Genomic DNA, 19,301 nt, shown 5'->3' on the forward strand with positions numbered 1-19,301 from the left:
TTCAGGACTCCTTGACCGCGATGGTCTCCACCGTGTTCGCAACGTGCTCGAACGCGTCGGCCGCCTCTTCGAGCACGTCGACGATCTGCTTGAGCTTCAGCACCTCCATGGCGTCGTACTTGCCGTTGAAGAGCTGGGCGAGCAGCTTGCGGTGGATCTGGTCGGCCTGGTTCTCGAGGCGGTTGACCTCGATCCAGTACTCGGTCAGGTTGTCCATCGTCCGCAGGTGCGGCATGGCCTCGGCGGTGAGCTCCGCCGCGCGCGCCAGTACCTCGATCTGCTGCTCGACACCCTTGGGCAGTTCCTCCACGTTGTAGAGGACCACCAGGTCGACCGCCTCCTCCATGAAGTCCATGATGTCGTCGAGGCACGAGGCGAGGTTGTAGATGTCCTCGCGGTCGAACGGCGTGATGAAGGAGGAGTTCAGCTGGTGGAAGATCGCGTGGGTGGCATCGTCCCCCGCGTGCTCCGCAGCCCGCATCCGCTCCGCGATCTCGACCCGGGCGGATGAGTCCGCTCCGAGCAGTTCCATCAGGAGCTTCGAGCCCGTGACGATGTTGTCCGCGGATGCGGCGAACATGTCGTAGAAGCTCGTCTCCCTGGGGGTCAGACGAAATCGCACGTGAGGTCCTCGGGGTGCATTGGATTCGGTCAGGCTGATGCTAGGCGCATCCCCCGGCCACGGCTAACCGGCCGTTCCCCAGTGTCCTCCATCGGGCAGAGTGAGGACCACGGGCCCCTGTTTCCGCGACGGGAGCCCGCTACCTTATACCCATGAGGGGTATGCACCCCTCAGGTCAGGACCACGGGAGGACGCATGACGACCATCGAGACGGAGGGCCCGGGAGCCGAATCCGGCACCCCCGGATCCGGCACCGCCGCTCCCGCCGCCCCGCCGCACGAAGGCGGCGCCGTCCACGGCTACCACCACCAGAAGGACGAGCACCTCAAGCGGCTGCGCCGGATCGAGGGCCAGATCCGCGGCCTCCAGCGCCTCGTCGACGAGGACGTCTACTGCATCGACATACTCACCCAGGTCTCCGCGAGCACGAAGGCCCTGCAGTCCTTCGCCCTCCAGCTGCTGGAGGAGCACCTGCGGCACTGCGTCGCCGACGCGGCGGTCAAGGGCGGCGCGGAGATCGACGCCAAGGTCGAGGAAGCCACGAAGGCCATCGCCCGCCTCCTCCGCACCTGACCGCCGCGTGAGGCGCGGCGCGGAGCCACCTCCAGCCCCACCGGCGTTCGAGGCGCGGGGTCCGGGGCGGAGCCCCGGGTGGCCCGGGCGCAGCCCGTGGCCGCTCGCGCGCCGGCGCCGCGCGGCTCCGGGCGAACGGGGGCGGGCAGCGGGGGCCCAACCGGCCGACTAGAGTCCGATCCCCATCAGCACCTCGTCGATGCGGTCCTGACTCAGCCGCTCCTCGACGGCTGCCGACGCCGCAATGATCAGCTCACCGCACAGTTCGATTTCGGCGAGCGCCACATGGTCCTGCACCGTCTTACAGCCTGCGGGAGTCACGCACGTCACCCCGATCTTCCGCCATACGGACATCGACCATCAGTCACAACTCACAACGCACCACCACGACGCACCACCACAACACACGGCCTACCGCTCACGACGCGTCGCCCGTCGTTCACCGGCACCCGCCCCGACCCGCCGGGCGGCCGCCCTCCCAGCCTAGGGAGACCCCGCCTCCCCCCGCATGACACGGATGGACCATTTCCGGATACCCGGCATGGTCCGATCGCGCCGCCACGACCCCGCCCACCCGGCTATTCGGCGATCTTCCCGGCGTAAATGTCCCCGCTCGGGGGCAATACGACGGTCACCGGCGTTCCGAACCCGTACAGGAGCGTCGTCGACGAGACATCGATCACGCCATTGTTGACGTACGTGAACCGGTGGCGGACCTTCCGCAACCGCCCCTCGGCGTCCAGGTACGCGTCGAACGGCACCGCGTCCTTGCTGAACCCTTTCGCCGCCGCCTCCAGCGCCCCCCGCACCCCCGCCGACGCGCTCCCGGCCGCCCGCGCGATGTCCGTGGTCCCCCGGTAGTGCCGCACCCTGGTGCCCGCCACCTCGGTCTCCCCGACGTACGTCACCTCCCGTGCGCCCCGCAGCAGCTCCGCCGCGACCAGCGGATCGGTGGCTCCGCCGGTCACCAGGTTCCCGTCGGCGAGGGTGGTCGTGTCGACCCGTACCCACTTGTCGGCCGGCACGCCCGCGCCCCGGTTCTTCATGTAGAGCGCGCCCGGCACCAGCAGCTCGGTGATCGGCCGGTGGTCCGCCTTGCCCTTCACGTCGGCCGGGAGCATGACCAGCAGCCGGCCCATCCGGTTCTTGAAGTCGACCCCGCCCTCGCCGCGGATCGTGACCCGGGTGCCGCCGGTGGCCATCTCCATGGCCGTACGGGCCCGGGCGCTGCCGGACCTCGTCAGCACGTCGGCCGCTCCGCGGACCACGGCCCCCGGGTCCGCGGGGGGCGCGTCGTCACTGCCGCGGGCGGGGCCCCCGCACCCGCCCGTCACCACGACGGCCAGCGAGACGCCGACCGCGAGCAGCGCCTCACCCGCGCGTCCGCGCCGCCGCCTGTGCTGGTGCACCACCATCGCCTGCCAACCCCCAACGCATGACCGCTGCTTGCCCGAGGCCCCCACCCGCTCCGGTTAACGAGGTCCGGGGTTTCCCGTCACGGCCCGCTCGTGTCCCCGGCCCGTGCCCACCGCGGGTACCGTGGAGGCGTGGAACCGCACACCGAAGCGACCCCGGTCCCTCCGCTTGCCTCCGTACCCCTCCCCCGGACCCGGCCGGCGCCCCCGGCGGCCGCCGGGCCGCCGCAGCACCCCCGGTCGCCGGATCCGGCCGACGGGCACACCACCTCCACCACCGAACGCGGCTCGTTCTGCCTGGCCGTGTGCACCTGCGGCTGGACCGGCCCGGCCCGCCGCTCCCGCGATCTGGCCCGCAAGGACGCCACCCGCCACACGGCCGGGTAGGCCCGTCGGCGCACGGCCGGGCACCGTGCCCCGCCCCCGGGCGTGTCGCCCGTTCGGACGGCCCGGCTGGCCGGTGCGGGCCGGACCGTATGCCCTTGACTCATGCCAGGTCCCGCAGCCCGCCTCGCGGCCCTCCTCTGGGCCCTGCTCCTCGCCTCCGCGCCCGCCGCCACGGCCTGGGCGCGGCCCGTGGGCTCGGCGGACGGCCCCGGGGACGTGGCCCTGGCGGTCGGGCTCACCACCGCCGCGGCGGTGGCCACCGGGCTGTGGCTGCGCTCCCGCTACCGCCGCGACGAGGACGCCTCCGGTCGCGGTGAGAACGGCGACCCGTGAGGCCCCGGCCGCGGCCCGCGGCGGTGCGCGTCTGCTTCGGGGCGGCCGCGCTGTGCCTGGTGGTGGCCGCGCTGCTGACCGCGTGGGACACGTTCGCCCACGCGTGAACCCGTGCCCGGACCCGTACCGATGCCCGTACCCGTACCGATGCCCGTGCCCGGACCGGTGCCCGTGCCCGGACCCGTACGAGCACAGCGGCGGCCCGGGCGGCGCCCGGCGTCACGTACCGCTCAGGCGGCGAGGTCGCTCTCGTGCGGGCGCTGCCCCGCCGGCGGGGTCTGGGCCTGCGTCAGGTCCACCGCCAGCGGCACCGCCCGCAGCTTGGACCGTACGAGCCACCCGACGCGCGCGGAGCGGTTCACCGCCCCCACCACCGGGGTCAGCAGCGCCAGCGCCGGCGGCGCGAGCACCAGGACGACGGCGGTGCCGAGCGCGAACCCGCCGATGACGTCGGTCGGGTAGTGGACTCCCGTGTACACGCGGCAGAATCCCTCCACGAGGGCGAGTCCGATCCCGACGAGCCCGATCCTGCGGTGGGCCACGAACAGCCCGACGCCCAGGGCCATGGCGAGGGTGGCGTGGTCGCTGACGAAGGAGAAGTCCGTCCTGGCCAGTCCCGGCGCGAGTCCCGTCCCGGGGCCGGGGTCGAGGACCTGCAGACCCTCGTGCTGCCGGAACGGCCGCGGCCGCCCGACGAATTCACGCAGGGGCGCGTTCACGAGGAGCGCCAGCCCGGCCGCCAGTGGAGCCCACACGAGCGCGGCGAGCGACTCGGCGGCCGTGGCCTCGTCCTGCCGGCGCGCGCCGCGCCAGCACCACAGGACCAGGAGCACCAGGGCCAGCGGAATCCCGTACTCGCCGGCCAGGCTCACCGCCCGGTCGCACCAGCCCGGGGCCTGCCGGGCCAGGGAGTTGATCTGGTACAGCAGGCTGACATCCACATTCGGCCCACCGGTCGTGAGTCCAGTCATGGCGACGCGGCCCCTTGCTGTTGCGGCGGGTTCCCCTGTGGGCGCGCCCCTGTGCGCACCCGTTCGCCCCCCGGTTGATCAGCCCCCGTGCCCATGGAACGCCCGTTCTGACGACTGCGTTCCACTCTCCACCGAATGATCACCCCAACGTTATCGAAGAGTGACTCATCGTCGCAGCTCAGGGCCTGGACTTCACGGAGAGTTGCCAGGTGCGCCGCTCGCCGCGGCGCGCTCCGGCAGGGCCTGCGCACCATCCTTCGTCACGCGCGTCGCACCGAAGTAGTCGGGGGTGTCGATCTTGTCGAAGCGGATCACGGCGCCGGTGAAGGGGGCGTTGATCATGTAGCCGCCGCCCACGTAGAGCCCGACGTGGCGGATCTCCCGGGAATTCGTCAGATCATCAGAGAAGAACACCAGGTCTCCCGGCAGGAGTTCGGCCCGCGAGGGGTGCGGACCGGCGTTGTACTGGTCGTTCGCCACGCGCGGCAGCTCGATCCCCACCGTCTCGTACGCGGCCTTCGTCAGCCCCGAACAGTCGAACCGGCCGTCCTGGTCAGGCGTCCCGTTGCCCCCCCACAGGTACGGCGTACCGAGCTGCTTCTGCGCGAAGTAGATCGCGCCCGCGGCCTGTTGGGACGGCGCGACCCGGCCGACGGGACGGGCGAAGCTCTTGGCGAGGGTCGTGATCGTCTTCACGTAGCCCTGCGTCTCGCGGTACGGGGGGACCCCGCCGTACTTGATCACCGCGTACGCACCCGCGTTGTAGGCCGCGAGCATGTTCGACGTCGCGTCACCCGGCACCCGCGCCACGTCCTTGGCGAGTTCGCAGTCGTACGAGGCCGCCGAGGGGATCGCGTCACTCGGGTCCCAGATGTCGCGGTCCCCGTCCCCGTCCCCGTCGATGCCGTGGCCCGCCCAGGTGCCCGGAATGAACTGCGCGATGCCGCGCGCGTCCGCCGGGCTCACCGCGCTCGGGTTCCAGCCGCTCTCGGAGTAGAGCTGCGCGGCGAGCAGCGCCGGGTTGATGGCGGGGCAGAGGTTGCCCCACTTCTCCACCAGCGCCTGGTACTTCCCCGGCACGGCACCCTTGACCAGCCCCACCGCACGACCGCCCGGGCCCGCCCCCGCGAGGCCGGCCGCGGCCGAATACGTGCCCACGACGAGCAGCACGACGAAGCTCAGGCAGAGCCCCAACCCGATCCCACTCGCCATCCAGAATTTGCGCACCCGTCAACCCTCCCCCATCGCTGCCGCTTTCCGACGTGATTTGACCGTGTCGCCTATCGGACTAGCCCACTTGGAACCATGCGCGCAACCACGTGCCCGGCACGGCGCCCGCGCCCGGGCGGCCGCTGCCGGGCGCCCGCTGTCGGGCGCGGTGCCCGGCTGCCGGTGGTCACCGGGCCACGTGGAATCCCGGGTAGGAAATGGCCTCGTACGCCTCCGCCTTCTTCGCCTTCTTCGCCTGCTCGGCCGTCTCCGCCTTCCCCGCCCCATCCTCGACGCGAGAGAAGACCACCGTCCAGCCCCCCCGGTCCCCGGTCAGCGAACCGGCCCCCGGAAAGCTGTCCGGGTGGGTCAACTCCCCGTAGTCACCTGAGTCCCAGCTGCGGTACCGGTCCACGGGAGCGCTCGGGAACCCCGCCGGGCCCACGCCGGCGGGCGGTTGGCACGCGGCGGCCGCACGGCCACCCTGACCGGATACGGCCCCGGCCGCCCGGCCCCGCCGCCCACACCCTGGCCGATCCCGCGGCCGAGCCGCCCGGGCGGGGCGCCGACGCGGCGGCCCCGTAGCCCGGCCCCTCCGCCGGCGCCAGCGCCGGCCCGGCCACGTACGCGGCGGCCGGCCAGTACGGCTCCTCTTCCGGCGGCGCATCGATCAGGCTCACGGTGTACACCGACCGCACGCCCCGAACCGTCTCCACCTCGCGCCGGAACCTGGGCCAGTGCCTCCGGATCGGCGGATCCCTCTGCCCGAGCCTGCCATTCGTACGATCTTCCGTTCATAGCCAGGGGTGTTGAGGACTACCGCGGCGCGACGAACAGGCTCTGCGCGCTCCGCCCGATCGGCCCCTTCTCGTCGTGCAGCCGCGCGTCCGCGAGCCCGATCCCCGCCGCATCCACGCTCGTACGGGCCTCCACGCACGCCCACTCGCCCACCGGGTGCCGGTGCAGGTGGACCGTGAGGTCCCCGTTGACGAAGACGTACCGCGCGAAGTCCAGCTCCGCGCTGATGCCGTTGCCCGAGTCGGCGGCGATCAGCACCCGGTCCAGCGGCCTGACGGCCTCCCCCGCGACGAGCGGCACCCGCATCCTCATCCAGCAGGTGCCCGGACCCCGTTCGACGAACGTGCCCTCGGTGAACCGGGTCTCCATCGCCGAGTGGTAGCCCGTCTCCCACGGCACGGGGAAGAACGGCGTCACCCCCGCCTCCCCCGGCGGCGGCAGCTCCGGCCCCGGCGCGACGGCCGGCACCGACTCCGGCGCCACCCTGATCCGCAGCGCCCGCGCCAGCATCACCGGCTGCGCCGCGCCCGCCGGGACCAGCGCGGCCTCCACCACCTCCGTGCTCCGGCCCGCCCGCAGCACGCTCGTGGTCACCTCCAGCGCACCGATCGGCACCGGCCGCAGGATCTCGTACGTGATCCGGGCGATCCGCATGTCCTCCCGGGCACCCGGCCGCTCCTCGACGACCCGCCCCAGCAGCGCCGCGGGCGGCCCCGCGTGCTGCGCGCCCGGATCCCACGGCCCGCGCGTGTACTCCGCGGCCAGGAACCGCCCCGCGTCGATCCGCTCGAAGAACCCCTCGGCAGCACTCGCGCCAGCACTCATGCCGCGCACGCTACCGAGAGGTAACTCCGGGCACCAGCCCCGCGCCCGGGCTCAGCGGGCGAACCCCAGGCCCACCCCCAACCCCACCAGCACCGAGCCGATCGCCCGGTTCAACGCCTTCTGCGCCCTCAGCATCCGGTCGCGCAGCCGCGAGTCCGAGAAGAACAGCGCCACCGCCCCGAACCAGCCCAGGTGCGCCAGCGACATGAACAGCCCGTAGCCCGTCTGCTGCCACACGGGCGTGCCCGGACCGACCACCTGCGTGAACGTCGACACGACGAACAGCGTGGTCTTCGGGTTGAGCACGTTGGTCAGGAACCCGGACCGCAGCGCCCCGGCCCGGGTCAGCCCGGACGTCGACTCCAGGTCGACGGTCAGCTCGGCGGGCGCCCGGAAGGTCCGGATCCCGATCCACACCAGATAGGCCGCCCCCGCCAGCTTGATCGCGGTGAACAGCGCGGTGGAGGAGGCGATCAGCAGACCGACCCCGAGCATCGTGTACGAGACGTGCACCAGCACACCGGCCGCCACCCCGGCGGCCGCGAACAGGCCCGTGGGCCGCCCGTAGAGGTAGCTGTTGCGGACCACCATGGCGAAATCCGCCCCGGGACTGATCACCGCGAGCAGGGTGATGACGGCGACTGCGATCACTTCTGTCATACGGGGATGCTGACCGTCCCCCCTCCGACGATCAACCCCCGTCCGGCCCCCGGATGCGTGCCGAGTGCCCCCAGAGCCCCCGCAGCCGTCACGATTCCCCCCTCTCCCTGCTCACCCTCCGCCCGTTCCGGCCCGCGGCCGACATCGCGCTGCTCCGCTCCCGGACGGCGCTGTCCCGCGACGGGCAGCCCGTCGGCCACACCTCACTGGCGGGCACCCGCCTCGGCGGATCCCGATCACCCCCGCGGTCCGCGGCCGGGGACTCGGCGCCGCGATGGTGTCCCTGGGCGTCGAGCAGCCTTCGGCGAGCCGGACGGCGTGCGGAGCTCGGCTTCCGGACCGAGCGGGTGGACGAGGACGTCGTGGAGGTGGGCGGCGTCCGCCGGCCGGCGCACGAGATGCGGCTCGCCCGGCCCGAGAGGTGACAATGGACGACGTGCCGATACCACCCGCTCCGCGCTCCGCCGACCTGCCCGAGGTGCCCGCCCTGCCCGAGCCTCGGGCGCTGCCGCTCCTGCAGGCCGACTGCGGGAACTGCTTCGCCCTCTGCTGCGTCGCCCTCCCCTTCGCGAAATCCAGCGACTTCGCCGCGAACAAGCCCGCGGGCACCCCCTGCAAGAACCTCGGCCAGGACTTCCGCTGCGGCATCCACTCCCGGCTGCGCGACTCGGGGTACCGCGGCTGCACCGTCTTCGACTGCTTCGGCGCGGGCCAGCAGGTCTCCCAGGTCACCTTCGGGGGCCGCGACTGGCGCGCCCACCCCGGCACCGCCCGTCAGATGTACGAGGTCTTCCCCGTCATGCGGCAGCTCCACGAGCTGCTGTCCTACGTCGCCGAGGCGCTGGCCCTCCCGGCCGCCGCCCCGGTCCACCCCGGCCTGCGCGGCGCCCTCGCCGAGACCGAGCGGTGGACCCGCGCCGACGCCGACGCCCTCACGGACCTGGACGTGGGCGCCCTGCGCCAGGAGGTCAACGCGCTGCTCCTGAAGACCAGCGAGCTCGTACGGGCGAAGGTGCCGGGCCGGACGAAGAACCACCGCGGCGCCGACCTGGTGGGCGCCCGGCTCTCCGGCACGAACCTGCGCGGCGCGAACCTCCGCGGCGCCTGCCTGATCGCCGCCGACCTCAGCCGCGCCGACCTCCGCTCGGCGGACCTGATCGGCGCCGACCTCCGCGACGCGGACCTCCGGGACGCCGACCTCCGCGACGCGCTCTTCCTCACCCAGCTCCAACTGAACGCGGCCCGCGGCAACCCCGCCACCCGCCTCCCCCACCCCCTCACCCACCCCACCCACTGGACCTAACCCGCCGACCCCTTCCGTCCCCACACCCCCCAGCACGCCAAGCCCCCGCCGAGAACCAGGACCGCCCCCTCCGCCCCCGTGCCCACTCGTGCCGCGAACCGTCCGTCCCCACCCGCCGGAGCCCCCTCCAGCCCCGCCGGCCCCCTCCGACCCCGCTGGCCCCCTCCAGCCCCGCCGGCGTTTGAGGCGCGGGGCCCGGGGCGGAGCCCCGCAGCCCCGCCGCACCCTCCCACCACCCCGGGCACAACCGCCCACCCCAACCGGACCCGGACACCGGCACCGGCACCGGCACCGGCACCGCCCAACGCCGCCCACCCCCGGACGGGACACGTCACACCCGCGCCAAGAACCCCCGCACGGCAGTGACGAACCCCTCCGGATCGCCCGCATGCACCGCGTGCCCGGTCGGCAGTTCCACCAGCCGCACCCCCGCCCTCCGCACGGTCATCTCCCGCGCGTGCTCCGCCGACAGCACCCCGCTCCGGTCCCCCCGCACCAGCAACGTCGGCCGCCGGACCGCCAACCAGTCCCCCCAGTGGTCGCCGTTCAGCCCCCGCTGCGACTCCACCACGTCCGCCACCTCGGGTCCGGTCCCCCACCCGTCCGGGTATTCCCGCACGTACCCGTCCAGGTACGGCGCCGCGCTCCCCACCGCCACCAGGAACCCGGCCCGCGTACGGGCCCGCCGCGGCCAGTCCCGCGCGTACGACAGGTCGTCGTCGACCAACGCCCCGATGTCCTCGACCACCACCGCCCGTACGAGGTCCGGCCGCCGCGCCGCGAGGCGGTACGCCGTGACGCCGCCCAGCGCGTGCCCCAGCACCACCGCCGGCCCCAGCCCCAGGTGCTCCAGTACGGCCGCGGCGTCCGCCACGTACCCCTCCCCCGCATAGTCCCCGGCGCGGTCCGACTCCCCGTGCCCCCGCTGGTCGAGGGTGATCACCCGCCACGCCGGACCCACCTCACGGGCCAGCCGCCCGAAAGTCCGCCGGTCCTGGAAGTGCCCGTGCAGCGCGAGCAACGGAGCGCCGTCCCCGCCGAAGTCCGTATAGGCGAGCCGACGGCCGTCCGCCGTCTCGACCACCCCCGGCAGCGGGCCCAGCTTGTCGATGACCCGTCGCCGCAGCAGCTGGTACTCCTCCCAGCGCCTCGGCAGCCGCCCCCCGGGCCGCTTCCCCATCGGCCGCCCAGGCGTCACCGTCTGCCCGCGCCGGAACTGGTCCCGGGTCAGGTCGACGGCTATCCCCCCGGGCAGCACGTTCCAGCAGTGGTACCCCTGCTGCTCCCCGCCGTGCCAGACCTCGCCGACCACCAGCTCGCCGCCGACCACGTCCTGAACGAGCAGGGCCGTGATGTCACAGTGCCCCCAGGCCGGATTGTCGGCCGTCCACGGGGCACGCTCCACGTCGTCGGGCGAGCAGGTCTCGGCCGACCATCCCGCCCGGATGGCCGCCTCGATATCGGCAAGGGTCCACGGAGTCGTCATGTCCCCAGCCTGCCGGACCCCACTGACAACGCCCGGGTACCGGCAACGGGAGGATTCCCCGCTCCGTGCACGCCGACCCGAACGGCTCGCACGGGCGTCCACCGGACACGTATGCGCCCCTCGCGCACCCGCACGCCCCCCGACCGCCGGCGCACCGGCGACCCCCGCCCGGCCGCCGGCGCCCCGCCGACCCCGATGACTCTGCGTAGCCACCCCACCCTCAGACCCGCTACGCACGACGCCACGCGAGCAATCCCGCGTAACGATCGAATGACTGACGGAATATCGGACACATGTCAGCGGGTCGGCCCAGCGACACGCGCCCCCACTGCGCCGAACGGCGGCCCCACGGCCCGCCCCCCGTACGCCGAGACGACAATCATTGCCCGACGTCACCCACCGTGATACACAGAGTGACCATACGTTCTTCCGCATCCACCCCGTCCCCGCCCAGGTCAGAGCGCGCGGGCGGTGCGGGGGCCGGGAGATCGGGTAAAGAGAGCCACCAAGTCGACGACGGCGCCGGTTTCATCAGCGAAGATAGTGCGTGACCCATGCCGTCGGGCACGGGCTACCGGAACTACCCATACAGGGGCGGTGAGTTGCATGATCCTGGCAGCCGAAAAAGGCGACATCACCACCATCATCGGCGGAATCGCCCCGAACTGGGGCCCCTTCGGCAGCCTCGGCAACGAGGCGAAGATCATGATCGAGGTGGTCATGGCCGTCGCGATCCTCCTCTGCCTCGGCATCGCCATCTGGGGCGCGGCCAAGCAGCGCATCGGCGCGACCGCCCTCCGTGACACGTTCAGCGCGGAACAGGGCAAGGGCCTGATCGTGGCCGGCCTCACGGGCGTCTTCATCATCGGCTCCCTCGGCACCCTCTTCACGATCGTCTACGGAATGGCCGTCTAGCCGGGCCGCGCCGCCGCGGCCGTACCTGATGAGGACTCACCACACCGCACCTACGCGGGAACCAGCGCTACCGTCGTACGACGCGGAGGGGGCCGACACGGAATGAGCAACGACGACCAGTACGGCGGCGGCTACGGCGAGGTCGGCGGCACGGGCCAGACCCGCACCCGTCTCCCCGACTCCCCGACGGACGCGTACGGCCCCACCCGCCGCACCCCCCGCGCCTCCCGCAGCCTGATCACGGTGGTCGGCGTGGTGGTCCTCCTCATCGCGGCCATCGCGTTCGCGAACCAGTCCCCGGACACCCCCACCACCAACCAGTCACAACGCGGCCCGTCGAGCTCATCGACGTCCCCGACCGGCAACCGACCGGTAGACGGCAAGAACGGCGGCGTGCCCTCGGGTTTCGCCCAGAACGAGCAGGGTGCGCAGTCTGCCGCGTCGAACTTTGCAGTGGCCCTCGGCTCTGACGGCATGTTCAACACCGCCCGCCGGCACGGCATCGTGGACGCCGTATCAGACGAGAGCACACGGGCCACGCTGCAGTCGGGCTTCGACACGGACTACTCCGCGGCCCTCCTGTCCCAGATCGGACTGACCAAGGACGGTCTCGCCCCTGCCGGTGCGACGTTCGTGAGCCGCACCGTACCGGTCGGCGCGAAGGTACGGAAGTTCGCGAGCGACAACGCGTCCATCGATGTCTGGTGCCTGGGAATGTTCGGCCTGACCGGAGAGAAGTCCACCCGTCCGGTCACCAACAGCTGGTTCACGATCTCGATGACACTCAAGTGGAGCGGGTCGGACTGGAAGGTGCTGGAGACGACCCAGAAGGACGGCCCCACTCCCGTGACCGGCGACAACCCCGTCTCCAACTCGGATGAGATCGCCGGTGCAGTCAACGAGTTCGGAGGGTTCACCTATGCCCGGTAGCCCCCGCACCCCGCTGCGGCGGGTCGCTGCCTCCGTCGTCGCCGTCCAGGTGGCGGCTTGGTGGTACGCCACACGCGCGGTCGCCGCGCCGACCCCCACGCCGACCCCCGCACCGAGTACGAGCAACGACCCCTGCTCCCTCATCGCGGGACCCGCCAGGCAGTACTGCGAACGCGGCTCCACCGGCGGCGCCCCCTCCCCCGGGCTCGCCCCCACCGATCCCGCCGACGCCCTCAACCCCCTGGCCTCCCTCGCCAAGGGCTGCGCCGACGCCGCCGCCTGGATCGTCACCAAGCTCAGCGAAGCCGTCAAGGGCACCGCCGAAGTCGACTTCACCAACGACGCCTTCCTCAAGCAGTACGCCGTCGTCTTCGCCGCCTCCACCATCCTCACCCTCGTCCTCTGGCTCTTCGCCGTCGCCAAGCGCGCCATCCGCGGCGTCCCCCTCACCACCGCCATCTCCGAAGCCATCGGCTTCCTCTGGCTCACCGTCCTCGCCTCCGCCTTCACCCCCCTCGTCCTCTACACGATCGTCTCCGCCACCGACGGCGTCACCGAGGTCATCGCCTCCGCCACCGGCGGCCAGACCGACGTCTTCTTCGGCTCCTTCACCGAAGCCCTCAAGAAGGGCGACGACATCGGCGGCGGCCCGATCATGCTGATCGTCGTCGCCCTCATCACCGTCCTCGCCGCCGGCGTGCTCTACCTGGAGCTGTTCATCCGCGCCGCACTCCTCTACGTCGGCGCCCTCCTCGGCGTCGTCGTCTACGCGGGACTCGTCGACCGCAACCTCTGGGGCCACGTCCGCCGCTGGGCCGGCATCATGATCGCCGTCATCCTCGTGAAGCCGGTCATCGTCATCGTCCTCGGTCTCGCCGGCGCCCTGGCAGGCGAGAAGGGCCCCGACGCCTTCTCCGCCGTCGTCACCGGCCTCGCCATCATCCTGCTGGCGATCTTCGCCTCCGCGATGATCTACCGCTTCGTCCCCGGCTTCGGCGACGAGATCGCCTCCGCCCGCTCCAACCGCAGCAAGGCCACCGACGGCGCCCAGGCCGCCGCCGTCATCAGCTCCCCGGCCTCCCTCGTCTCGCAGGGCATCAAAACCCACAGCAGCCGCGGCGCCCACCGCGGCGGCGACGGCGGAGGCGGCTCCCCGAGCGCGCCCCGCCCCGCCAACCCCATGTCCGGAGGCGTGGCCGCCCACAGCAGCCGCGGCTCGGGCGGCGGAGCAGGCGGCGGATCTGTCCCCTCCGCCGCACCCCCGCCCCGCACGAGCACGAGTTCGAGCACGAGGAACACAGGAGGTGACGGGCGTTGACGACCCAGTCCCACCAGATGCACCCGGTCGCGCCCCGCCGCACGTATCTCATCGGCCGGGCCCGGCCGAACGCGATCGTCGGAAAGAACCGCGAGACCGGCGAGATCGCCCTGATCATCGCGGGGGCGTTCCTCGGCATGATGAGCGGACTGCTCGTCCCCGACCTCACCCTGCGCATCGTCAGCCTCGCCGGCTTCCCCATGATCGCGCTCGCCGCCGTGTACGTCCCGTACAAGGGCCGCACCTTCTACCGCTGGTTCGAGATCGGCCGCAGCTACAAGCGCATCCTGCGCCGCGGCACCGCCTACCGCTCCGGCGCCATGGAAGCCGGCTTCCGCGGCGCCGACGGCCGCGAGGTCGAGGTCGGCCCGCCCCCCGGCATCGGCCGCATCAACTGGCTCGCCGCCCCCTTCGGCCCCGACGAGATCGCCGTACTCCTCCACGCCGACCGCAGGACCGTCACCGCCGCCATCGAGATCGAGGGCCCCGGCGTCGGCCTGCGCGACAGCGAGGACCAGGAAGCCCTCGTCGACCGCTTCGGCACCCTCCTCAAGCACGTGGCCAACGGCGACGGCTTCGTCACCCGCCTCCAGATGCTCGCCCGTACGCTCCCCGCCGACCCGGACGCACACGCCAAGGACGTCGCCCAGCGCGGCGACACCCAGGCCCCCGGCTGGCTCCGCGACTCCTACGAGCAGCTCCAGTCGATGGTCTCCACCTCCTCCGAGCAGCACCGCGCGTACCTCGTCGCCTGCATGCACTACACGCGCGAACTCTCCGCCGAGGCCCACACCATCGCCCGCGCCTCGACCCCCCACAAGGGCCGCAAGCTCGACCGCGACGCCGGCCTCGCCATCGTCATGGCCCGCGAGCTCACCGACATCTGCGCCCGCCTCGCCGAAGCCGACATCCGCGTCCGCCAGCCGCTGGGCCAGGGCCGGCTCTCCTCCCTCGTGCACTCCATGTACGACCCGGACCACCCCATCGACCACATCCAGGCCATGACCAAGCGCAACGCCTGGCCCGCAGAGCTCGACGCGGTGGAACCCACCTACCTCCAGGCCAAGACCCGCGAGTCCTCCACCCGCGCCCCCTGGTGCCACGCCACCGCCTGGGTGAAGGAATGGCCGATGACGCCCGTCGGCGTCAACTTCCTGGCCCCCCTCCTCGTCCACACCCCCGACGTCATCCGCACGGTCGCCGTCACCATGGACCTGGAACCCACCGAGATCGCCATCGAGCGGATGCTCACCGAGAAGACCAATGACGAGGCCGACGCCTCCCGCGCCGCCAAGATGAACCGCACCGTCGACCCCCGCGACATCGCCGCCCACGGACGGCTCGACCAGAGGGGTGAAGATCTCGCCAGCGGTGCGGCAGGAGTCAACCTGGTCGGGTACATCACGGTGTCCTCGCGTTCACCGGAAGCCCTCGCCCGCGACAAGCGCACCATCCGCGCCTCAGCCGGCAAGTCCTACCTGAAGCTCGAGTGGTGCGACCGCGAACACCACCGCGCCTTCGTCAACACCCTGCCGTTCGCCACCGGCATCCGACGCTAGCCGGAAGGAAGTGCCGCCCATGCGCGATCCCATGTCCGCCCTGACGGAGGCCTTCACCAGCTTCCTCTTCGGCAAGGTCGAAACCACGCGCCTGCCCGTCCGCACCTCCACCGGGCAGGCGCAAGCCGTCTACCTGCCCACCGCCGCCCCCGGCCTCGGCGACTCCGGCGTCATCATCGGCCGCGAGGTCTACAGCGGCAAGGGATACATCTACGACCCCTTCCAGCTGTACGGCCAGCAGCTCCCCGCCCCCCACTGGCTGGTCCTCGGCGAGTCCGGCAACGGCAAGTCCGCCCTGGAGAAGACGTACGTCCTGCGCCAGCTCCGCTTCAAGGACCGCCAGGTCGTCGTCCTCGACGCCCAGGGCGAAGACGGCGTCGGCGAATGGAACCTGATCGCCCAGCAGCTGGGAATAACCCCCATCCGCCTGGATCCGATCGCCGCGAACGACGACGGCATCCGCCTCAACCCGCTCGACCCGGCGATCACCACGACCGGGCAGCTCGCCCTGCTCCGCACCATCATCGAAGTCGCCATGGGCCACGGCCTCGACGAGCGCGCCGGCTTCGCCCTGAAGGTCGCCCACGCCTACGTCGTCGACACCATCCGCGACCGCCAGCCCGTCCTCACCGACATCGTCGAACAGCTCCGCCACCCGGAGCCCGAATCGGCCCTTGCGATGAACGTCGACATAGACGATGTCCGGGCCTGGGGCCTCGACGTCGCCCTCGTCATCGACCGCCTCGTGGACGGCGACCTGCGCGGCATGTTCGACGGCCCCACCACCGTCGGCATCGACCTCGACGCACCCCTCATCGTCTTCGACCTGTCCCACATCGACCGCAACTCCATCGCCATGCCCATCCTGATGGCGATCGTCGGTGTCTGGCTGGAGCACACCTGGATCCGGCCCGACCGCAAGAAGCGCATCTTCCTCGTCGAAGAGGCCTGGCACATCATCAACAGCCCTTTCGTCGCCCAGCTCTTCCAGCGCCTCCTGAAGTTCGGCCGCCGCCTCGGCCTGTCCTTCGTCGCCGTCGTCCACCACCTCTCCGACGTCGTCGACGGCGCGGCCGCCCGCGAAGCCGCGGCCATCCTCAAGATGGCCTCCACCAGAACCATCTACGCCCAGAAGGCCGACGAGGCCCGCGCCACCGGCCTCGTCCTCGGCCTGCCCCGCTGGGCCGTCGAGATCATCCCCACCCTGACCCCCGGCATCGCGGTCTGGGACGTCAACGGCAACGTCCAGGTGGTCAAACACCTCATCACCGAAGCCGAACGCCCCCTCGTCTACACCGACCGCGCCATGACCGAGGCCTCCGCCCCCGCCCCCCTCCACGACGACATGCTCGCCGCCGAACTGGAGGCGGAGGAACGGGCCCTGTCCATCGAGCGCCGCCGCGGCGGCCCGGGCGCCGCGACCACGGTGGCCTGACCATGCCCGACGCACGACGTACGGACGCCCCCGCCCGCGGCGGCATCCCCGACGGCCTGCTCCTCGGCCTCCTGGGCTTCCTCCTCGGCCTGTCCGTCCTCGTTTGGACCGCCACCGGCCTGGCCGCCCTCTTCGCCCGGGGCGCCTGGCCGGACAGCGTCACCTTCACCCGGACCCCGGACGCCATCCGCGCCCTGATAGCGGAGCCCCACGACATCGCCGGCGCCTGGCCGGACACCACCGCCGGAGCCCTCCCGGGCTGGGGCCTGTTCTGGGGGCTGTTCGTCAGCCAGCTCCTGGTGATGTTCGTTCTGGCCGTCTTCGCCATCGGCGTCATCGCCCGCACCAAGTCCCGCCGCGCCCTCGCCCGCCAGGCCGCCCGCGAACGCGAGGCGGTGGCGCACGACCCCGGCCGGGCAGCGACCACCCCGGAAACCGCCGCGGAGACCAAGGCCGCCGCATACGCCCCCGTACCGCCGGCCCCCGCCCCGGAACGCACCCCGGCGCCCGCCCCGCAGGCTCCGCCCCACATCCCCGCACCGCTGCACGCGCCCGTGACCGCCGCCGCACCGCTCGCCGCGGCTCCGGCCGGCCCCGTACGGCCCCCGGCCCCCGACCGCACCGGCCCCCCGGCGGACGAGGCCTACCGCTACGGGTTCGGCTACGCCCCCGCCGCCCCGGCGCCCCTCACCGCCCCGGCGCCCCTCACCACCCCGCCGCGCCGACTGGTCTACGCCGGCCCCGCCGAGCGCCACCACCTCGCCGCCCATGCCCTCGCCGCCGCGGAGGGTGCCGCCCTCGTCGTCACCTCGTCCCCCGCCCTCTGGGCCGAGACCAAGGACGCCCGCGCCAAACTCGGCCCGGTCCTCCTCTACGACCCCTCGCACCTCTGCGACACCCCGGCCCGCATGCACTGGAACCCGGCCGAGGGCTGCGCCGACCGCGACACCGCCGCCGCCCGCGCGACCGCCCTGCTGGCCCCCGTCCGCCCCCAGGCCCGGATGGACGCCGCGGTCGCCGACACCGCCGAAACGCTCCTGCGAAGCTGGCTCCAGGCGGCGGCCCTCGACAACCGCCCCTTCAAGCACCTGCACCGTTGGACCCAGGGCACCAACGCCCAGGAACCCGTACGCGTCCTGCGCACCCACCCCGGCGCCGCGGCCGGCGCCGCCGGAGAGCTCGAAAGCGCCCTCACCGCACACCCCGAACGCCGGGAACTCGCCCAGCACCTGACGGCCCGCGCCCTGTCCTGCCTGGCTTCCATCCACATCCGCGAGGCCTGTACCCCGAACCGAACCGATTCCCTCACCCTGGCATCGTTCCTCGGCGAAGGGGGCAGCCTCTACGTGATGGGCGAGCCGCTGGAAGACCCCCGTACCCACCCGGGTGCGATGCCCTTGCTGACCGCACTCGCCGCGCACGTGGTCGAGCACGGCCGCCGCATGGCCGCACGGTCATCCCGCGGTCGGCTCGACCCACCAGTCACCCTGATCCTGGAGGACGTGGCGGCCGTGGCCCCCGTCCCCCAGCTCCCGGACCTGCTCACGGACGACGCCCTCCCCCTGCTCGCCCTCTGCCGCAGCCGCGAACAGGCCCGCTCCCGCTGGCCCCAGGCCGACCTGCCCTAGAGGGTCGCCACCCTCACTCCTGCCGCGCGATATCCGGCACGCACGCGCGCCGTGTCATTCTCAGCCCCCGGCCGGCCGGGGGAACACGTACTCCCGCTCCCTCGCCGACGCATCCCCCGGCACCGGCACCACCAGCCCGCTCGCCCGGAACCCGATCCGCCGGTAGAACGCCTCGGCCCGCGCGTTCTCCTCGTGCACGAAGAGCCGTACGCACTCCAGTGCCGGCTCCCGCAGCGACCAGGCCCAGCCCAGCGCGGCCCCGAACAGCGCCTCCCCCAGCCCGGCCCCCCGCTGTCCGTTCCGCAGGAACACCCCCACGACGTGCCCCTGAGCCCGCTCCACCGGCCGCTCGAAGAAGTCCACGGTCCCGCCCTCCTCGACGAGCACGGTCACCGACCCCACCCAGCTCCCGCCGGGGGCCTCGGCAACGAACTGCCGCGCGGGCCGACCGTGGGAAACCCCCTCCGCCCGCTCCCGCCAGACCGCGTCCGGCCTCGCCCGTGCCTGCTCCACGGTCTCCAGGAAAGCGATCGGCGCCGCGGGATCCCGGAGCGCGTCGAGCCGCAGCTCCTTGACCCTCTGCCATTCGTCACCGCGGACCGCCCGTATCACGTACCCGTCCATGTCCATGATCCTAACGAGCGTCCCCAACCCGAACCGGTCCGGAACGCAGAAAAGCCCCGCACCATAAGGTGCGGGGCTTTCCCACAATAATTGTTCGGCGGCGTCCTACTCTCCCACAGGGTCCCCCCTGCAGTACCATCGGCGCTGAAAGGCTTAGCTTCCGGGTTCGGAATGTAACCGGGCGTTTCCCTAACGCTATGACCACCGAAACACTATGAAATTTGAACGCTGGCCGACAACACAGCTGTTCGTTATTTCAGAACTAACACAGTGGACGCGAGCAACTGAGGACAAGCCCTCGGCCTATTAG

Annotated in this window: 20 protein-coding genes and 1 rRNA gene; 10 read left to right on the forward strand and 11 right to left on the reverse strand. The window is 72.4% G+C overall.

Annotated features, from left to right (window positions below; genetic code table 11):
• Position 1 precedes the first annotated feature (1 nt).
• Positions 2 to 622, reverse strand: coding sequence for a DUF47 domain-containing protein (locus ACFWW8_RS14305; protein ID WP_267724386.1), 621 nt, complete (start codon positions 620 to 622; stop codon positions 2 to 4).
• A gap of 195 nt (positions 623 to 817) precedes the next feature.
• Here ACFWW8_RS14305 and ACFWW8_RS14310 point away from each other — a divergent pair, with 195 nt between their 5' ends.
• Positions 818 to 1,195 carry a metal-sensitive transcriptional regulator gene (locus ACFWW8_RS14310; protein ID WP_386528052.1) on the forward strand — a complete coding sequence of 126 codons (378 nt, stop codon included), beginning with the start codon at positions 818 to 820 and terminating at the stop codon, positions 1,193 to 1,195.
• A 168-nt stretch (positions 1,196 to 1,363) separates the two neighbouring features.
• On the opposite strand, the gene ACFWW8_RS14315 is transcribed toward ACFWW8_RS14310, so the two are convergent.
• Complete coding sequence (locus tag ACFWW8_RS14315; RefSeq protein WP_386528054.1) at positions 1,364 to 1,549, reverse strand: hypothetical protein; 186 nt, start codon at positions 1,547 to 1,549, stop codon at positions 1,364 to 1,366.
• A gap of 224 nt (positions 1,550 to 1,773) precedes the next feature.
• The gene (locus tag ACFWW8_RS14320) at positions 1,774 to 2,610 is read right to left on the reverse strand and encodes a hypothetical protein (protein ID WP_386528056.1); all 837 of its coding nucleotides are present in this window, start codon (positions 2,608 to 2,610) and stop codon (positions 1,774 to 1,776) included.
• Between the two features lie 132 nt (positions 2,611 to 2,742).
• Here ACFWW8_RS14320 and ACFWW8_RS14325 point away from each other — a divergent pair, with 132 nt between their 5' ends.
• On the forward strand, positions 2,743 to 2,997 hold the full coding sequence (locus ACFWW8_RS14325; protein WP_386528059.1) for a hypothetical protein: 255 nt from the start codon (positions 2,743 to 2,745) through the stop codon (positions 2,995 to 2,997).
• A gap of 102 nt (positions 2,998 to 3,099) precedes the next feature.
• Positions 3,100 to 3,330 carry a hypothetical protein gene (locus tag ACFWW8_RS14330; RefSeq protein ID WP_386528062.1) on the forward strand — a complete coding sequence of 77 codons (231 nt, stop codon included), beginning with the start codon at positions 3,100 to 3,102 and terminating at the stop codon, positions 3,328 to 3,330.
• Between the two features lie 230 nt (positions 3,331 to 3,560).
• On the opposite strand, the gene ACFWW8_RS14335 is transcribed toward ACFWW8_RS14330, so the two are convergent.
• From ACFWW8_RS14335 to ACFWW8_RS14355, 5 genes are all read right to left on the reverse strand, one after another.
• On the reverse strand, positions 3,561 to 4,301 hold the full coding sequence (locus tag ACFWW8_RS14335; RefSeq protein WP_386528064.1) for a phosphatase PAP2 family protein: 741 nt from the start codon (positions 4,299 to 4,301) through the stop codon (positions 3,561 to 3,563).
• 192 nt (positions 4,302 to 4,493) lie between these two features.
• Positions 4,494 to 5,513: an NlpC/P60 family protein gene (locus tag ACFWW8_RS14340; protein WP_386528133.1), complete on the reverse strand. Its 1,020-nt coding sequence runs from the start codon at positions 5,511 to 5,513 to the stop codon at positions 4,494 to 4,496.
• 184 nt (positions 5,514 to 5,697) lie between these two features.
• Positions 5,698 to 5,883, reverse strand: a complete 186-nt coding sequence (locus ACFWW8_RS14345) for a hypothetical protein (RefSeq protein WP_386528066.1) — start codon at positions 5,881 to 5,883, stop codon at positions 5,698 to 5,700.
• A gap of 443 nt (positions 5,884 to 6,326) precedes the next feature.
• Entirely contained in the window at positions 6,327 to 7,133 is an 807-nt protein-coding gene (locus tag ACFWW8_RS14350) for a thioesterase family protein (RefSeq protein WP_386528069.1), read from the reverse strand.
• 51 nt (positions 7,134 to 7,184) lie between these two features.
• The gene (locus tag ACFWW8_RS14355; RefSeq protein ID WP_386528072.1) at positions 7,185 to 7,793 is read right to left on the reverse strand and encodes a LysE family translocator; all 609 of its coding nucleotides are present in this window, start codon (positions 7,791 to 7,793) and stop codon (positions 7,185 to 7,187) included.
• Between the two features lie 427 nt (positions 7,794 to 8,220).
• Between ACFWW8_RS14355 and ACFWW8_RS14360 the strand changes: the two genes are divergently transcribed.
• The gene (locus ACFWW8_RS14360) at positions 8,221 to 9,096 is read left to right on the forward strand and encodes a pentapeptide repeat-containing protein (protein WP_386528074.1); all 876 of its coding nucleotides are present in this window, start codon (positions 8,221 to 8,223) and stop codon (positions 9,094 to 9,096) included.
• Between the two features lie 331 nt (positions 9,097 to 9,427).
• Here the strand turns inward: ACFWW8_RS14360 and ACFWW8_RS14365 are convergent, their stop codons facing one another.
• Complete coding sequence (locus tag ACFWW8_RS14365) at positions 9,428 to 10,582, reverse strand: alpha/beta fold hydrolase (RefSeq protein ID WP_386528076.1); 1,155 nt, start codon at positions 10,580 to 10,582, stop codon at positions 9,428 to 9,430.
• 606 nt (positions 10,583 to 11,188) lie between these two features.
• On the opposite strand from ACFWW8_RS14365, the gene ACFWW8_RS14370 reads away from it, so the two are divergent.
• From ACFWW8_RS14370 to ACFWW8_RS14395, 6 genes are all read left to right on the forward strand, one after another.
• Positions 11,189 to 11,497 carry a hypothetical protein gene (locus ACFWW8_RS14370; protein ID WP_031145169.1) on the forward strand — a complete coding sequence of 103 codons (309 nt, stop codon included), beginning with the start codon at positions 11,189 to 11,191 and terminating at the stop codon, positions 11,495 to 11,497.
• 102 nt (positions 11,498 to 11,599) lie between these two features.
• Positions 11,600 to 12,427: a hypothetical protein gene (locus ACFWW8_RS14375; RefSeq protein ID WP_386528080.1), complete on the forward strand. Its 828-nt coding sequence runs from the start codon at positions 11,600 to 11,602 to the stop codon at positions 12,425 to 12,427.
• Complete coding sequence (locus tag ACFWW8_RS14380) at positions 12,417 to 13,745, forward strand: hypothetical protein (protein ID WP_386528083.1); 1,329 nt, start codon at positions 12,417 to 12,419, stop codon at positions 13,743 to 13,745. The genes ACFWW8_RS14375 and ACFWW8_RS14380 overlap by 11 nt, the downstream gene beginning before the upstream one ends.
• Positions 13,742 to 15,304 (forward strand): SCO6880 family protein, encoded by a 1,563-nt coding sequence (locus ACFWW8_RS14385; protein ID WP_386528086.1) that lies wholly within the window; start codon positions 13,742 to 13,744, stop codon positions 15,302 to 15,304. Before ACFWW8_RS14380 ends, ACFWW8_RS14385 begins: the two co-directional genes overlap by 4 nt.
• A 19-nt stretch (positions 15,305 to 15,323) precedes the next feature.
• Entirely contained in the window at positions 15,324 to 16,739 is a 1,416-nt protein-coding gene (locus ACFWW8_RS14390; RefSeq protein WP_386528089.1) for an ATP-binding protein, read from the forward strand.
• Positions 16,740 to 16,741: 2 nt separating this feature from the next.
• On the forward strand, positions 16,742 to 18,367 hold the full coding sequence (locus tag ACFWW8_RS14395; RefSeq protein WP_386528092.1) for a type VI secretion protein: 1,626 nt from the start codon (positions 16,742 to 16,744) through the stop codon (positions 18,365 to 18,367).
• 60 nt (positions 18,368 to 18,427) lie between these two features.
• On the opposite strand, the gene ACFWW8_RS14400 is transcribed toward ACFWW8_RS14395, so the two are convergent.
• Together ACFWW8_RS14400 and rrf are read right to left on the reverse strand one after the other, a co-directional pair.
• Positions 18,428 to 18,991 carry a GNAT family N-acetyltransferase gene (locus ACFWW8_RS14400; protein ID WP_386528095.1) on the reverse strand — a complete coding sequence of 188 codons (564 nt, stop codon included), beginning with the start codon at positions 18,989 to 18,991 and terminating at the stop codon, positions 18,428 to 18,430.
• Between the two features lie 92 nt (positions 18,992 to 19,083).
• Positions 19,084 to 19,200: ribosomal RNA gene (gene rrf / locus ACFWW8_RS14405) — 5S ribosomal RNA — on the reverse strand.
• Positions 19,201 to 19,301 lie beyond the last annotated feature (101 nt).

This window comes from Streptomyces sp. NPDC058701 (assembly GCF_042715295.1).
Taxonomy (GTDB): Bacteria; Actinomycetota; Actinomycetes; order Streptomycetales; family Streptomycetaceae; genus Streptomyces.

What these genes read in the sequence shown, in the direction of transcription:
- ACFWW8_RS14370 (WP_031145169.1), top strand. Translation starts at nt 11,189, where the DNA reads ATGATCCTGGCAGCCGAAAAAGGCGACATCACCACCATCATCGGCGGA.
- ACFWW8_RS14330 (WP_386528062.1), top strand. Translation starts at nt 3,100, where the DNA reads ATGCCAGGTCCCGCAGCCCGCCTCGCGGCCCTCCTCTGGGCCCTGCTC.
- ACFWW8_RS14375 (WP_386528080.1), top strand. Translation starts at nt 11,600, where the DNA reads ATGAGCAACGACGACCAGTACGGCGGCGGCTACGGCGAGGTCGGCGGC.
- ACFWW8_RS14355 (WP_386528072.1), bottom strand. Translation starts at nt 7,793, where the DNA reads ATGACAGAAGTGATCGCAGTCGCCGTCATCACCCTGCTCGCGGTGATC.
- ACFWW8_RS14335 (WP_386528064.1), bottom strand. Translation starts at nt 4,301, where the DNA reads ATGACTGGACTCACGACCGGTGGGCCGAATGTGGATGTCAGCCTGCTG.
- ACFWW8_RS14340 (WP_386528133.1), bottom strand. Translation starts at nt 5,513, where the DNA reads ATGGCGAGTGGGATCGGGTTGGGGCTCTGCCTGAGCTTCGTCGTGCTG.
- ACFWW8_RS14310 (WP_386528052.1), top strand. Translation starts at nt 818, where the DNA reads ATGACGACCATCGAGACGGAGGGCCCGGGAGCCGAATCCGGCACCCCC.
- ACFWW8_RS14315 (WP_386528054.1), bottom strand. Translation starts at nt 1,549, where the DNA reads ATGTCCGTATGGCGGAAGATCGGGGTGACGTGCGTGACTCCCGCAGGC.
- ACFWW8_RS14395 (WP_386528092.1), top strand. Translation starts at nt 16,742, where the DNA reads ATGCCCGACGCACGACGTACGGACGCCCCCGCCCGCGGCGGCATCCCC.
- ACFWW8_RS14320 (WP_386528056.1), bottom strand. Translation starts at nt 2,610, where the DNA reads ATGGTGGTGCACCAGCACAGGCGGCGGCGCGGACGCGCGGGTGAGGCG.
- ACFWW8_RS14360 (WP_386528074.1), top strand. Translation starts at nt 8,221, where the DNA reads ATGGACGACGTGCCGATACCACCCGCTCCGCGCTCCGCCGACCTGCCC.
- ACFWW8_RS14380 (WP_386528083.1), top strand. Translation starts at nt 12,417, where the DNA reads ATGCCCGGTAGCCCCCGCACCCCGCTGCGGCGGGTCGCTGCCTCCGTC.
- ACFWW8_RS14400 (WP_386528095.1), bottom strand. Translation starts at nt 18,991, where the DNA reads ATGGACGGGTACGTGATACGGGCGGTCCGCGGTGACGAATGGCAGAGG.
- ACFWW8_RS14365 (WP_386528076.1), bottom strand. Translation starts at nt 10,582, where the DNA reads ATGACGACTCCGTGGACCCTTGCCGATATCGAGGCGGCCATCCGGGCG.
- ACFWW8_RS14390 (WP_386528089.1), top strand. Translation starts at nt 15,324, where the DNA reads ATGCGCGATCCCATGTCCGCCCTGACGGAGGCCTTCACCAGCTTCCTC.
- ACFWW8_RS14350 (WP_386528069.1), bottom strand. Translation starts at nt 7,133, where the DNA reads ATGAGTGCTGGCGCGAGTGCTGCCGAGGGGTTCTTCGAGCGGATCGAC.